The sequence below is a fragment of the Undibacterium sp. Tian12W genome, assembly GCF_049339405.1.
Lineage (GTDB): Bacteria > Pseudomonadota > Gammaproteobacteria > Burkholderiales > Burkholderiaceae_D > Undibacterium.
The window spans coordinates 1-13021 of record NZ_JBMPPK010000010.1 but is presented as its reverse complement, the minus strand read 5'-3'; the positions used below and the strand labels follow the sequence as shown (position 1 = coordinate 13021).

Genomic DNA, 13021 nt, shown 5'->3' with positions numbered 1-13021 from the left:
AGCTGGATGAACGAACTATATACCGTTAATTTCCACATGGAAATGTTTGAAACGCAATTTCTGTAAAATTTAAGTATAGCTTGAGAACAAATTTCAAAACAGCAACAGCTTCGAGCACATCCCCTAAAATTGATTGCCATCATTGCAATAAACAGTAAATTTCTCGGGATTGCTCTAAAATAGCAGGTTGAACTCTGTTTACCTTGCTTTTCCCGCCGATTTTTACGTTTGGTTTCACTTTTTTTTGTTAACGGCGCGAAACAAACATTTCTTTATGACAAAAAAACAATCAACTGCAAATCTAGCTGTTCCCGCCCATCTGGAGGGTCTGTCCTTTGAAGATGCCATGGCTGAGCTCAACAAGCTCGTCAACAGCATGGAAGCAGGCGAGCTGCCGCTGGAAGCCTCTGTAAGTGCTTACCAACGTGGTTCTGAGCTGGTGAAATATTGTGCATCCCAGCTAGAAAAAGTAGAGCAACAAGTTAAGGTACTGGAAGCTGGCATGCTCAAACCTTTTGCCGATTCTGGCAATCAGGGCGGCAATCAAGGCAATGAGGAATGAGCATGAGTGAACAATTTGGTAACTGGATGCGACAAACCCAGACAGAGTGTGAAACCAGCCTGAAACAGTTTTTGCCGGACGAAAATACAGTCCCACAGCAATTGCATGCCGCCATGCGTTATGCGACTCTGGACGGCGGCAAACGGGTACGTCCCTTATTAGTATATGCAGCAGGCCAGTTGTTTGATGCGCCTGCCGCCTTGCTGAGCCGGGCTGCTGCTGCAGTAGAAATGATCCATGCGTATTCGCTGGTACACGACGACATGCCTTGCATGGACGACGATGCCCTGCGCCGTGGCAAACCCACAGTGCACGTCAAATATGATGAGGCAACCGCGCTGCTGGTCGGTGATGCCTTGCAGGCGCAAGCCTTTTTGGTCTTGTCTGAAGGTGAAGGTGATGCTGGCGCCAAACTGGCCATGCTGCAATTGCTGGCACGTGCTGCCGGTTCTGTGGGCATGTGCGGTGGCCAGGCAATTGATCTGGCCAGCGTTGGCCTCGCCCTGAACCGCGAACAACTGGAGCAGATGCACAGGCTGAAAACCGGTGCCCTGCTGCGCGCTTCTGTATTATTAGGGGCCATGTGTGGCAAAAACCTGACTGCAGATGAAACCGCAGCGCTGGATAGCTATGCTGCCGCCATAGGCCTGGCCTTCCAGGTGGTAGATGATGTGCTGGATGCGACGGCAGATTCTGCCACTCTGGGCAAGACAGCGGGCAAGGACGCGGCAGACAACAAACCTACCTTTGTCAGCCTCATGGGTCTGGAAGCTTCAAGCGCATTAGCCACGCAACTATGCCATGATGCGCATGCAGCCCTAGAGAATTTTGGCGACAGGGCTAGTTTATTGCACGACTTGGCAGATTTGATTGTGCAGCGCCAGGCTTGATTATGATATGGGGTGCAGGTTAGGTAGGGTGCTTCTCGACGCACCATTAAGTGCATGTGTATTGAAATTTTTGGTCGAAAAACGGTGCGTCAAGACGCACCCTGCGAAAAACGGCGGTAGTTTCAAGTTTGTCCCGGCGCAAGCTGGAATCCATCTGCGCAAGATCCATTCACGCAGATGAACCCTGTGAAAAGCAGATTAAGTAGGGTGCGCCATGCGCACCACAGCAATAAAAAAAGTATGACGAACAATAAATTTGGCACAGAGTTCTGCCAAAGACAGTAGCCAGACAGAAGTAAGCACGAACAGCAATGCAGTGCAGGTATGCGATAGCAGCTCTGGCAGTCGGCCAGGTATGTAATAGCCGATCATCAGGGGCGTTTAGCCAAGTAATGAAAAAGAACAATGACGACTTTATTAAACACCATTAATTCCCCCGCTGACCTGCGCAGCATGACGCGCAGCCAACTCAAGCCCCTGGCCGACGAATTGCGCCAGTATGTGCTTGACTCCGTTTCCAAGACGGGCGGCCATTTGTCGTCGAACCTGGGCACGGTGGAATTAACCATCGCCCTGCATTACGTCTTCAATACGCCGGAAGACAGGCTGGTATGGGATGTCGGCCATCAGACCTATCCACACAAGATTCTGACAGGCCGCCGCGACCAGATGCATAGTCTGCGTCAGTTGAATGGCATCTCTGGTTTCCCGCGTCGTGCTGAAAGTGAATACGATACCTTTGGCACCGCACATTCATCGACCTCGATTTCTGCCGCGCTGGGCATGGCACTGGCCGCCCGCACCAAGGGCGAAGACCGCCACGCTGTTGCCATCATCGGTGACGGCTCAATGACAGCGGGCATGGCATTCGAAGCCATGAATAACGCTGGCGTACATGACGATATCAATTTGCTGGTGGTACTGAATGACAATGACATGTCGATTTCGCCGCCTGTCGGCGCACTGAACCGCTACCTGGCGCGCCTGATGTCAGGCAAGTTTTATGCGGCCGCACGCAATGTCGGCAAATCTGTCTTGCCATCACCTGTGCTGGAGTTGGCCAAGCGTTTTGAAGAACATGCGAAGGGCATGATAGTACCGGCCACCATGTTTGAAGAATTTGGTTTCAATTATATAGGCCCTATCGATGGCCATGATCTTGATTCGCTGATACCGACACTGCAAAACATCCGCAATCTTAAAGGTCCGCAGTTCCTGCATGTGGTCACTAAAAAAGGCCAGGGTTATAAACTGGCTGAAGCTGATCCCGTTTTGTACCATGGCCCGGGCAAGTTCAATCCGGCTGAGGGTATCAAGCCTGCAAGCGCACCGGCCAAACAAAGCTACACCCAGGTATTTGGCAACTGGTTGTGCGATATGGCAGCGGCTGATCAAAAGCTCGTCGGCATTACACCGGCCATGCGCGAAGGTTCGGGCATGGTGGAATTTGAAAAACAATTCCCCAAACGTTATTTCGATGTAGGCATCGCTGAACAGCATTCCGTCACATTCGCAGCTGGCCTCGCTTGCGAAGGTCTGAAGCCGGTAGTCGCCATCTACTCGACCTTTTTGCAACGCGCTTATGACCAGTTGATCCATGACGTTGCGCTGCAAAACCTTGACGTAACTTTTGCCCTCGACCGCGCTGGTCTGGTTGGTGCCGATGGCGCAACCCATGCAGGTAATTATGATCTGGCATATCTGCGTTGCATACCGAACATGGTCGTCATGGCAGCATCCGATGAAAACGAATGCCGCCAGATGCTGAGCACAGCATATCAATACCCCGGCCCTGCCGCGGTACGTTACCCGCGTGGCGCTGGCATAGGTGTACCAACTGGCAAAGACCTCGATACCATCACCCTGGGTAAAGGCGAAATCAAACGCCAGGGCAAGCGCATTGCGATACTGGCATTTGGTTCTCTCGTGCATCCTGCCCTGCAAGCGGCAGAACAGCTAGATGCGACACTCGCAAATATGCGTTTCGTCAAACCGCTGGATGTGGAATTGCTCAAATCCCTGGCCGCCAGCCATGATGAACTGGTGACCGTCGAAGAAGGCTGCACGATGGGTGGTGCCGGGTCAGCAGTGGCTGAAGCCATGGCCGAAGCGGGTATCAACAAGCCCCTGCTGATACTGGGCCTGCCAGACCGCTTTGTCGATCACGGCGACCCTGGTTTGCTGCTGGCGCAATGCGGGCTGGATGCGGCAGGCATAGAGAAGTCAATCCGCGCCAGGTTCGATTGATCAAAAAAATACTGGCACTGAAATACAGAAGACTGCTGACCAGCAGTCTTCTTTCATCTCCCTCCTGCAATTCCTCACCAGCCATAATACTGTTTATCTTTTGCCCGCAAAATTGTTTCAATCTCGGTTTTCAATACGGGTTTGGCATTTTCACCTTCAGGTCCGTTATCAGTCGTGATCGTATGCCGGGCCACTACTTGCAGATCATGCCAGCCATTTGTTGTGCCAGGTAACACGACGATATCGCGTTCGACATTATCGGTAACGATCAGTTTATCGCCACGGGAACATGGTGGCCCATCTATCAGTCTCCAGCCAGCCATGGCCATATTTTTTAATACCGGGCGCAGCTTCTTGCCTTCTTCTATCATCAGCATGAGAAAGTCGTCTATTCCACCATCAGCGCATTTTGGGCTATGGCCGATATTCATACGCACGCCAAGCGCCCGCAGGCCAGGTGCCAGATTATAGCGGGCAGTATCCAGGCGCAGGCTGCCATCATAGATGCGGGTGCTAGCATCCAGTTCAACTTTCTCGCGATACATTTGCAGCAGCTGCTGTTTGTTGGTGTTAATCACGGCCATGACAAATCCTTTGGCGTCTTCACGCACCTCCCCTTTCTTGTTTCGTAAATCGTGGAACAGGGCGACAACAGTACGGTCTTCATGCAAGGGATGGGACTTGCAGACCAGGGCGATGAGATCGCCATTTTCAACATTTCGACTGAAGGCGAAATTGATGTGCAATTTGTCTTCCAGCGTATCAGCAAGCAGAGCAACATTGCAGGTCTGAGGCTCAAGTCTCGCCTGTGCAACATATGCAGCATCATCGGCTGCCGCTTTTTTAACTGCTGGTTGCACAATTGTCTTTGCAGCAGCGGCTTTTGGAGAGCGGACGAAATAAGTCAGGCTGTCACCACTGACCTCACCCATGTCAGCCGAAGTGGCACTGCAATCCGCGCGACGCTTTTTGTCGCCGGCGTCACCAGCACAAATATTGAACGATTCAGCCCACCACAGTTCGAGATTACCATCACCGTCCAGATCGGACACTTGCGCGAGATTGTTTTGCCCCTGTCCACCACGAAAGCGCGCAGGCACGCTAAAAGCCTTCATGCCGCCAGGCCCTGCGATAAAGAATAAGCGTGTCGCTTGCTCATCGTTCAGGCTTAATTCCAGCATTCTGTTGGCATGCCTGGGGTGACGCCATACCGCAGCTTCCTGCACTTTTATCTGACGTTTTTCAAGGTCAGCAGCAAGAACTTGCATGTCACTCAATGCTGCCCCGCTCATACCGTCCAGCAATTTAGCTAGCCAACCGGATTGCGCTTGTCCTGCCTGCTTGACGACACCACTAGCATCTGCAAGTGGCTGTACGCTGCTCTTCTTGCTGAATTGCTGCGTCTTGTCCAGCACCAGTTTACTGCGCGCAAGTTTGAGCGTAACGGTTTGTGGCTCGGATATCCATTTCTCGCATAATTCACGCAACCATACTGCGGGTGCTGGCTTGCCAAAACAGGCGCTGCCATTTGATGTCAGCTTATCCAATATCAACTCACGCACGGCAGCGGATTCAGTATGGTTCAGGTAATCAATAAAGCGCCCACGCAGTTCAAGCGCAGATTCTGATTTTTCTGCTTTTTCTGGCTGCTCTGCAGGCACTTTGTCCTGCCTCAACCCCCAGTTTGGGGCCACACAGGATGAAGCTGGCTTGTCAGCCAGATGCAGCAAAGCATATTCACTGTTCATGCCTGCACCTGCATGCGTCAACCACTGACTGAAGAGACTGCAATCATCGCCAACTGGCTTGCCGATGTGCTGCAACTCTGCCAGTACCGCATCCCTGAGTTGTGGTGAACGGTCAATGCGCTCTGCCACCACAGCCCAGGGATTCACAGCTTCATTGCGATAATCAATCTCATACAGCTGGCCATTGTGTGCCATGGCCGGGATGGCGGCGATGCGCAGCGCCGTCATTTGCTGCAGCGTCGTTGTCAGAGCGCTGGCAGGCCAGGCAGATGGCGCAGCCAGGACAGACTGGAGTTTGGCCCGCAGATAGGCTGCACGTCGAAGTACGTCATCAAATTGCGGCAGCCCATCTTCTCCACGTTTGCCAGCTTTTTGAGTTGGCAAGCTTGCCTGGGATGTCACCGCAGGAGCATCCAGCGCCAGCTCGGCTTCCAGCGCTTGCATGGTCTTCGCCAGTGCGGTATCGGCTGGTGCCAGGCTGGCCCACTGGCGCATCACCAGCACGCAATCATCCGGCCCGGTACCACTGCAACGGCTGGTCGCCAGCAATTGTGTGAATTTTTGTACCAGTACCGGCACCACCTTGTCTGCAACTTTCTTGCTATCTTGCTGCATTCTAACGACTTCAGCATCAGTAAAAGCAGTCTGAAAACCAATACGCTGCCGAATACAATGGGCAAAGTCATATTCCTGAACGGCAGAACTATTCGCCGCGCCTGGCATGAACAACAAATCCTGACCACGGCGACGCATAAATGGATTCGCAGCAGGCCTGACCCAGGCGGATTGCGGCGTGCACTTCCACAGCGCGATGAAAGCGGCAGGCTCTGCATCCCAATCCTGATATGGCCCGAACAAATTGATCTTGCCAAAGAAACGCGGTTCTTTCATGGCACGTGTCGCCGCGAGCTCGTCTGGAAACCATGCCTCCATTTTGGCAAGCACATCGGATGGTTTATTGAAACTCAGCAGCTTGCCATGACCGGCAAAAATCAAACCGTTTTCACGAATAATCGTGGTTTGCTGACTTAACTGCGGCGAGTTATAGAAGAGGTTGATACGCTCAGGGGTCGCTTCACGCACGACAAATTCAGGGATTTTACTTTCCCTGGTTTTCACCATGGCCTGAATTTCCTGCACTATTGCCTTGCTACTGGCCTCATCCAGTGAGGCAGCCTGGGCGCTACCCGTGAGCAAAAATAAAGCCGGGAGAAAAGATAAAACAAAAATCCAGGAACGGGTTTGTATTTGCGTCAGTTGAAGCATCATGGTGGGCCAGAGAGAAGTGAATCATTACAATACATCAAGTCTGGTGCCCGGTACATCGCTGGCACCTGCTCTTTACAGAATTATGTGCAGGAACACAAAGACCAGATTATCTTAGACTGCACTTGCTCAAAAATACGAGCACATTTCCACCAGAACTCACTACCCCGATAAGAAAACCATGCCCGTCTTTGTTTGGTGCTACAAGCGCAGTAAAGATTTTTATTTCTGCCTGATTTTACGGTAAACACCTCTGAAACTGACGTTCAGGCCACCACAGACATTATTATCTTTAACGATCAGATAAGAGCCAAGCAAACTCAGTTCCAGTTTGCAGCCTTCGTCTTCTGCACTGTCTTTCAACAAAGCCTTATTGGCTTGCGGCGTCATCGTTCCGGATATGTCGCCAACATGGACATTGCCACCACCGCCGTCCCACACGGCATTGCCGTCATAGACTAGTGATTTTCCTTTTTTCTTGATATTCAATTCGGCGTACTTATAGTAAGTCCACTTGCCCAGCCAGTCTTCTGGTTTCGCCGCAACAGCTTCGGCAAGGCTGGTTTTGTTTTGCAAGCTGTCCGCCCTGACCCAGCCTACGGTCTCACGCTTGGCACCGGGATACCAGGCGCAGACCCAATCGCCCCTGCGCTGATTACTGACTAACTCGTCTCCTGCCAGCACATAGGCCTTGGTCTTGCAGGCATCGCCCTTTTCAGGGCAAGACTTTTCATCCTTGTAGAAATACAGTTTTTGCTCCGCATCTGCCTTAGCGCTGACCAGTGCCAGCTTGCTGTGATCTTCTGTGAAGGCATAAGAGTCGCATTTTGTCTCCTCAGCATGGGCGATAGAAGCAAGTGCCAATAGCAAGAATGGGGTAGTAACTGTGTGAAGTCGCATGATTAAAGTGAGGAAAAGTGAGGAAGTTGGCAGCGCCTGCTAAAGGCCCTGGGTGCAAAAACAGAAAACCTTAGGCCTTGCATATAATACAAGAAGCAACATGTAAAAGAAATGCAGCTTAGGGATACAACAATGCGTACCGACTACCATACATCGCCCAGCATTACCGCTGATCGCCTGGTATTTGAACTGGGTGCGCTACATCAATATAATCGTTGCACCGCAGTTTTTACATGTGCAGTGTGTGGATAGCAAGCACGTGAAAACGACACTGCCACAATACTCCAGGAATTTTTAAAGGAAACCAGTATGCAGATACACTCCAAACGACTCTGGTCAGCCATCCTACTGCTAGGTGCGCTGTCTTGCGGATACGCGCAGGCAGCAGATGCAGGCGGGCAGGTAGTGACGACAGATGACAAGCACGTCAAATTCTGGGCGGCAGGGACACCAGAAAAAACCGAAGAGACCATGCCCGAGCGCAAGGGTGCACCCTATAAGCGCACCACTTACACGATGGAAGTTGGCGGCAGTACACTGATGCTGGGCGTGCTGGAGTTTCGTCAGGATGATGGATCGGCGCCAGGTTATGAAACCGCCTACCTGAACACCATGCTGGATAATATGCGCAGAAGCTTTGTTAACAAGTTTTTGCTCGATAGCGATGGCGGCTGGAAAGATATAGACTTGCCCAATTCAAACTTGAAAGGCAAGCAGGTAAAAGGCCGGCTTGAGAATCAGGATTTTATTTTGCGCGCCTACGTGGCCCCGCATACTATCTACATGCAGCAGGCAGGTCATGCGCCACAAGATAAAAAGGCCGCAGATGTGGCGGACAAGTTCTTGCAATCACTGGAGATCACTCCGTAAGCAAGAGTGCAATGTCGCCTGGTAAAAGCCCAGGCAAACAGTAAGCTATTTCATCACACACATAACTTCAAGGGTGATTGAATAGCCTTCAAAAAAGCATGGGATTGCCCATGCTTTTTTTACTGCTGTTACAGCTTATTCCTGCGTCATGATCTGGCGCAGCGCCCGCTCAAATACTTCAGGCGGCTGGCCGCCTGAAATCAGGTGACGCTCGTTGATGATAATCGCCGGCACAGAATTGATGCCTTGCTGGTGATAGAAAGTCTCAGTCTCACGTACTTCGGCAGCATATGCGTCAGACGCCAAAATGCGCGCAGCTTCTGCCGTATCCAGCCCTACTTCACCCGCTACCCGCAGCAATGCCTCGTGCGAAGCCGGGCTTTCACCTTTGCTGAAATACAGCTCAAACAGCGCTACCTTCAGCGCATGTTGATGCCCCTGTGTTTCTGCCCAATGCAGCAGGCGGTGTGCATCAAAAGTATTATAAATACGGCTGCGCGTCGCCATATTGAACTCAAAACCCAGCTCTGCGCCACGGGCCCGTATCATTTCGCGGTTCTTGGTGGTCTGCTCCTGCGTCGCGCCGTATTTCTCTGCCAGATGTTCTGCGATGTCCTGCCCTTCCGGCACCATTTTGGGATTTAATTCAAAGGGCTGGAAGTGCAATTGCACTTTGGCATCATCACCTATCTGATCAATTGCTTTTTCCAGTGATTTGAGGCCGATGATGCACCAGGGGCATGACACGTCCGAAACGAAGTCGATTCTGATTTCTTTACTCATGATATTTTCTTTCTGCTGCGCGACTATGTGCCACAGCGATCCAAGTGATGGCGCGTCAAACCAGGGGCTTGTGCACCGATATGCCAAGCTATATATGCACTTTACCAGTCAATTCAAGTGTCTGCTGCCGGAGCTATCGGACGCTGCTGTGCCCGCTACGTACAAATTGATACACATTAGTTTTCCTGGCAAATTAATATATATGCATTAAAAAACAGATAAGCCCACTTTTTTTATGCACATATGGCTATATCTATAAATTTATGGGCATGACGATTACTTACCCGGAGCACGAACTTACCGGACCATTACCGGACCATAAGCGCAACACTTAGTCATCCTTGTAGTCTGCATTCACCGTATTCATTCCCTATACTCACTCACGCATTAGCGAAGGAAAAAGAAATGACAGAAGATGAAATCCGCCGTAACGCTTTTGCAATGCCTTATTCCAACTCAGCCTTTCCACCCGGGCCTTATCGCTTTACCGACAGGGAATACCTGATCATCACCTACCGCACGGACCCTGAGCTGCTGGAAAAAATCATCCCCGCCCCTTTGAAGCTGGCAGAACCCGTAGTCAAGTTTGAGTTCATCAACATGCCAGACTCAACTGGCTTTGGGCATTATTGTGAATCCGGCCAGGTCATACCGGTGACACTTGATGGTGTGCATGGTGCTTACGTGCACAGCATGTATCTGAACGATCACCCACCAATTGCGGCTGGACGTGAGTTGTGGGGCTTTCCTAAAAAACTCGGTGAGCCTGAACTCAGGGTACACAAGGACACCCTGGTTGGCACGCTGGATTACAGCGACTTCCGCATCGCCACCGGCACCATGGGTTTCAAGCATACCAAGCTTGATCACGCTGCCATCAAGGCTGGCATGGAACTCCCCACCTTTTTATTGAAAATCATCCCCCATGTCGATGGCACACCGCGCATCTGCGAACTGGTCCAGTACCAGCTCACCGATGTCACCATCAAAGGTGCATGGGGTGGGCCAGGTGCGCTTGATTTGCATCCGCACGCTCTTGCCCCCATCGCTGGCTTGCCAGTGCTGGAAGTATTATCTGCTGTTCATATCCTTTCTGACCTGACTCTGCCCTACGGCACAGTTGCGTACGATTACCTCGCCACCATCAAGAAATAACCACATAAAGGAATTCACATGCTACTCAATAATAAAGTCGCCCTCATCACCGGTGCTGCCAGCGGCATAGGCAAAGAAATCGCCATAGAATACGCCAAACAAGGTGCAAAAATCGTCATCGCCGACATGGCCCTGGAAGCAGCGCAAGCCACCGCCAAAGAAATCGAAGCATCCGGCGGCACCGCCATGGCAGTTGCCATGAATGTGACTGACGAAACACAGGTCGATAAAGGTGTGGCTGACGCAGTCGCTGCCTACGGCAACATCGATATCCTGATCAGCAATGCAGGCATACAAATCATCAGCCCGCTGGTCGATCTGAGTCTGGATAACTGGAAAAAAATGCTCTCCATCCATCTGGACGGCGCATTCCTGACCACCCGCGCCTGCATGCGGTCCATGATCGCTGGTGGTAAAGGCGGCAGCGTGATCTACATGGGCTCAGTCCATTCCCACGAAGCATCCCCACTGAAAGCCCCCTACGTCACCGCCAAGCACGGCTTGATCGGTCTGGCAAAAACCGTTGCCAAAGAAGGCGCCAAAAACAATATCCGCGCCAACGTCATCTGCCCCGGCTTTGTCCGCACACCACTGGTCGATAAACAAATCCCGGAACAGGCAAAAGAACTCGGCATCACAGAAGAAGAAGTCATCAAGAACGTGATGCTGAAGGAAACAGTGGATGGCGAATTCACGACCGTACAAGACGTCGCCCAAACCGCGCTATTCCTGGCAGCCTTTGGTACCAATGCGTTGACTGGACAATCCATCACGGTTAGTCATGGGTGGCATATGCAGTAAACTGTTTTACGGAACAGCGCATTCATGCGCTGTTCCGCTCCCCGCAACGATTAAGTTGCGGGTTCATCTTTTGTAATACTGCTACTTAATTTGACAACAATTAAATTATTTAGTCAATCTCCAAAGCGATCAACATTCTCGCCATTGCGGATTCGATCTAAATTTCTTAGATAATCCTCTCCAGCATACTTTTGATCCGGTGTTAGATCAGAGTTATTAAGCATAGAATGAATTTTTGGCGCAATAGCTTCTATATCGATGATTTCGGAAATATTATTCGGATTCATCCTTAATGTACGCTTTACTCCGTGATCACCCATTACTTGAGCTCTACCTACTTGCAAAAATTTCTCCAACGTTTGTGGCAAAAGCGCATCTGCTGTAAACAAAGGAACCATTTTAGTTTGCACGTCATTCTGATATCCCCAAGCTAGCCAGATAAAAATCACCGTACTCATTTCACGCAACTTAAGAAAATCAAGTGAAGGCATTCTGTTAAGTCGGTCGTGAACTATACTTCTTAAGTCATTGAATAATTGCTGATTGATTACTGAGAAAACTGAATCATCCTCTGGTTTCTCTATGTTTCGCCTTATTCTGTCAACGGTAGCTACAGATAAACCAATTGCCTTGCCATTCGACACCAATTGCCTCAATTGCAGATGTCGACCGTCAACAGGAATATATTTAAAAAGGTGATTAACTAAAAAACTCAATCGCCAACTATTTTGCAAGGAAAAAAACCCTTGACTTTCATCTTTCGGACCAAGTATGACATCTCCAATTTCAAATAATGCCGTCAATAAACCGATAGCTTTTGCGGATGTTAATTCATCCTGAAGATCTCTAAGCCGGTCGATATAATCTGCAGCTTTCGATCTTCCGCTTGCGCGTATCGTGAGATTTGCAGCGAGTAGAATATTCGCAGCCATACCCGGATTTTCTGCAACATCTAAAAGGCTGTTTAATTCTGATCTACTGAGATAGTCTGGTGACAATCCGAATTGAAAATAAATATCGAATAAATCAGCGCAGCAGACACGAAGTTCATTTCGCCAGATAGATACCGAGTCCGATTCATAACCTATTCGTCCCCAAGCGCTCGCCGCTTTTGGAAAAATTCGCGCAACTAACTCTTTCATAGCAGGTCGCCGTACTTCGGATACTTTACTTAGGGAATCTCTGATTAAGTCCCCGAGCAATGATTCAGAAACGGTAATATAAGCTTATTTTCCATTGAATCATAAATACCATGAGACAGACAACATTTGCCGAAGGTGGCTTTGAACGCTATGCCAAGACGACGAAGCGAGCAGTGTTTCTATCAGAGATGAATCAGGTCGTGCCATGGGCTATGCTATGCAAACTGATAGAGCCCCATTATCCCAAGGCAGGTAATGGACGCCCGCCTGTTGGCGTGGAGCGCATGCTACGCATTTATTTCTTGCAACAATGGTTCAACCTGTCTGACCCGGCTGTCGAGGAAGCCTTATACGAATCCGTTTCCATGCGTAGCTTTGCCAATATTGATCTGGGCAATGAGCCAGTGCCGGATGAAACAACAGTGTGCAAATTCCGGCATCTGCTGGAGCGCCATGACCTTGGCAAACGTATCTTCGAAGAAGTAGGCCGTCATTTGCAGGAGCGAGGAATGAAAGTGTCGGGCGGCACCATCGTCGATGCTACGATCATTTCAGCACCTTCTTCCACCAAGAACAAAGAAGGCAAACGTGATCCGGAAATGCGCCAGACCAAAAAAGGCAATCAATGGTATTTCGGGATGAAGGGACACATAGGCG

At 50.4% G+C, this 13021-nt stretch carries 11 protein-coding genes; 7 read left to right on the top strand and 4 right to left on the bottom strand.

Going from position 1 to position 13021, the window contains the following annotated elements; all coding sequences use genetic code 11:
* Nucleotides 1–274 precede the first annotated feature (274 nt).
* From ACO0LI_RS13775 to dxs, 3 genes are all read left to right on the top strand, one after another.
* The gene (locus tag ACO0LI_RS13775; protein ID WP_162060761.1) at nucleotides 275–562 is read left to right on the top strand and encodes an exodeoxyribonuclease VII small subunit; all 288 of its coding nucleotides are present in this window, start codon (nucleotides 275–277) and stop codon (nucleotides 560–562) included.
* 2 nt (nucleotides 563–564) lie between these two features.
* Entirely contained in the window at nucleotides 565–1452 is an 888-nt protein-coding gene (locus tag ACO0LI_RS13770; protein WP_423033021.1) for a polyprenyl synthetase family protein, read from the top strand.
* 405 nt (nucleotides 1453–1857) lie between these two features.
* Entirely contained in the window at nucleotides 1858–3699 is a 1842-nt protein-coding gene (dxs, locus tag ACO0LI_RS13765; RefSeq protein WP_423033020.1) for a 1-deoxy-D-xylulose-5-phosphate synthase, read from the top strand.
* A gap of 74 nt (nucleotides 3700–3773) precedes the next feature.
* Here the strand turns inward: dxs and ACO0LI_RS13760 are convergent, their stop codons facing one another.
* Entirely contained in the window at nucleotides 3774–6716 is a 2943-nt protein-coding gene (locus tag ACO0LI_RS13760; protein WP_423033019.1) for a hypothetical protein, read from the bottom strand.
* 219 nt (nucleotides 6717–6935) lie between these two features.
* Nucleotides 6936–7613, bottom strand: a complete 678-nt coding sequence (locus ACO0LI_RS13755; protein WP_423033018.1) for a hypothetical protein — start codon at nucleotides 7611–7613, stop codon at nucleotides 6936–6938.
* Nucleotides 7614–7922: 309 nt separating this feature from the next.
* On the opposite strand from ACO0LI_RS13755, the gene ACO0LI_RS13750 reads away from it, so the two are divergent.
* Nucleotides 7923–8483 (top strand): hypothetical protein, encoded by a 561-nt coding sequence (locus ACO0LI_RS13750; RefSeq protein ID WP_423033017.1) that lies wholly within the window; start codon nucleotides 7923–7925, stop codon nucleotides 8481–8483.
* Between the two features lie 135 nt (nucleotides 8484–8618).
* On the opposite strand, the gene ACO0LI_RS13745 is transcribed toward ACO0LI_RS13750, so the two are convergent.
* Entirely contained in the window at nucleotides 8619–9266 is a 648-nt protein-coding gene (locus ACO0LI_RS13745; RefSeq protein ID WP_423033016.1) for a DsbA family oxidoreductase, read from the bottom strand.
* Between the two features lie 405 nt (nucleotides 9267–9671).
* On the opposite strand from ACO0LI_RS13745, the gene ACO0LI_RS13740 reads away from it, so the two are divergent.
* Together ACO0LI_RS13740 and ACO0LI_RS13735 are read left to right on the top strand one after the other, a co-directional pair.
* Nucleotides 9672–10421 carry an acetoacetate decarboxylase gene (locus tag ACO0LI_RS13740; RefSeq protein ID WP_422950714.1) on the top strand — a complete coding sequence of 250 codons (750 nt, stop codon included), beginning with the start codon at nucleotides 9672–9674 and terminating at the stop codon, nucleotides 10419–10421.
* Between the two features lie 18 nt (nucleotides 10422–10439).
* A complete protein-coding gene (locus ACO0LI_RS13735) occupies nucleotides 10440–11222 on the top strand; it encodes a 3-hydroxybutyrate dehydrogenase (protein ID WP_422950713.1) in 783 nt (260 codons plus the stop codon).
* Nucleotides 11223–11335: 113 nt separating this feature from the next.
* Here ACO0LI_RS13735 and ACO0LI_RS13730 read toward each other — a convergent pair whose 3' ends face one another.
* Entirely contained in the window at nucleotides 11336–12364 is a 1029-nt protein-coding gene (locus tag ACO0LI_RS13730) for a hypothetical protein (RefSeq protein ID WP_423033015.1), read from the bottom strand.
* Nucleotides 12365–12474: 110 nt separating this feature from the next.
* On the opposite strand from ACO0LI_RS13730, the gene ACO0LI_RS13725 reads away from it, so the two are divergent.
* Nucleotides 12475–13021, top strand: a 547-nt coding sequence (locus ACO0LI_RS13725) for an IS5 family transposase (protein WP_423033014.1), incomplete at its 3' end; no start/stop codon positions are given.

What these genes read in the sequence shown, in the direction of transcription:
- ACO0LI_RS13745 (WP_423033016.1), bottom strand. Translation starts at nt 9,266, where the DNA reads ATGAGTAAAGAAATCAGAATCGACTTCGTTTCGGACGTGTCATGCCCC.
- ACO0LI_RS13735 (WP_422950713.1), top strand. Translation starts at nt 10,440, where the DNA reads ATGCTACTCAATAATAAAGTCGCCCTCATCACCGGTGCTGCCAGCGGC.
- ACO0LI_RS13760 (WP_423033019.1), bottom strand. Translation starts at nt 6,716, where the DNA reads ATGATGCTTCAACTGACGCAAATACAAACCCGTTCCTGGATTTTTGTT.
- ACO0LI_RS13750 (WP_423033017.1), top strand. Translation starts at nt 7,923, where the DNA reads ATGCAGATACACTCCAAACGACTCTGGTCAGCCATCCTACTGCTAGGT.
- ACO0LI_RS13755 (WP_423033018.1), bottom strand. Translation starts at nt 7,613, where the DNA reads ATGCGACTTCACACAGTTACTACCCCATTCTTGCTATTGGCACTTGCT.
- dxs (WP_423033020.1), top strand. Translation starts at nt 1,858, where the DNA reads ATGACGACTTTATTAAACACCATTAATTCCCCCGCTGACCTGCGCAGC.
- ACO0LI_RS13770 (WP_423033021.1), top strand. Translation starts at nt 565, where the DNA reads ATGAGTGAACAATTTGGTAACTGGATGCGACAAACCCAGACAGAGTGT.
- ACO0LI_RS13775 (WP_162060761.1), top strand. Translation starts at nt 275, where the DNA reads ATGACAAAAAAACAATCAACTGCAAATCTAGCTGTTCCCGCCCATCTG.
- ACO0LI_RS13730 (WP_423033015.1), bottom strand. Translation starts at nt 12,364, where the DNA reads ATGAAAGAGTTAGTTGCGCGAATTTTTCCAAAAGCGGCGAGCGCTTGG.
- ACO0LI_RS13740 (WP_422950714.1), top strand. Translation starts at nt 9,672, where the DNA reads ATGACAGAAGATGAAATCCGCCGTAACGCTTTTGCAATGCCTTATTCC.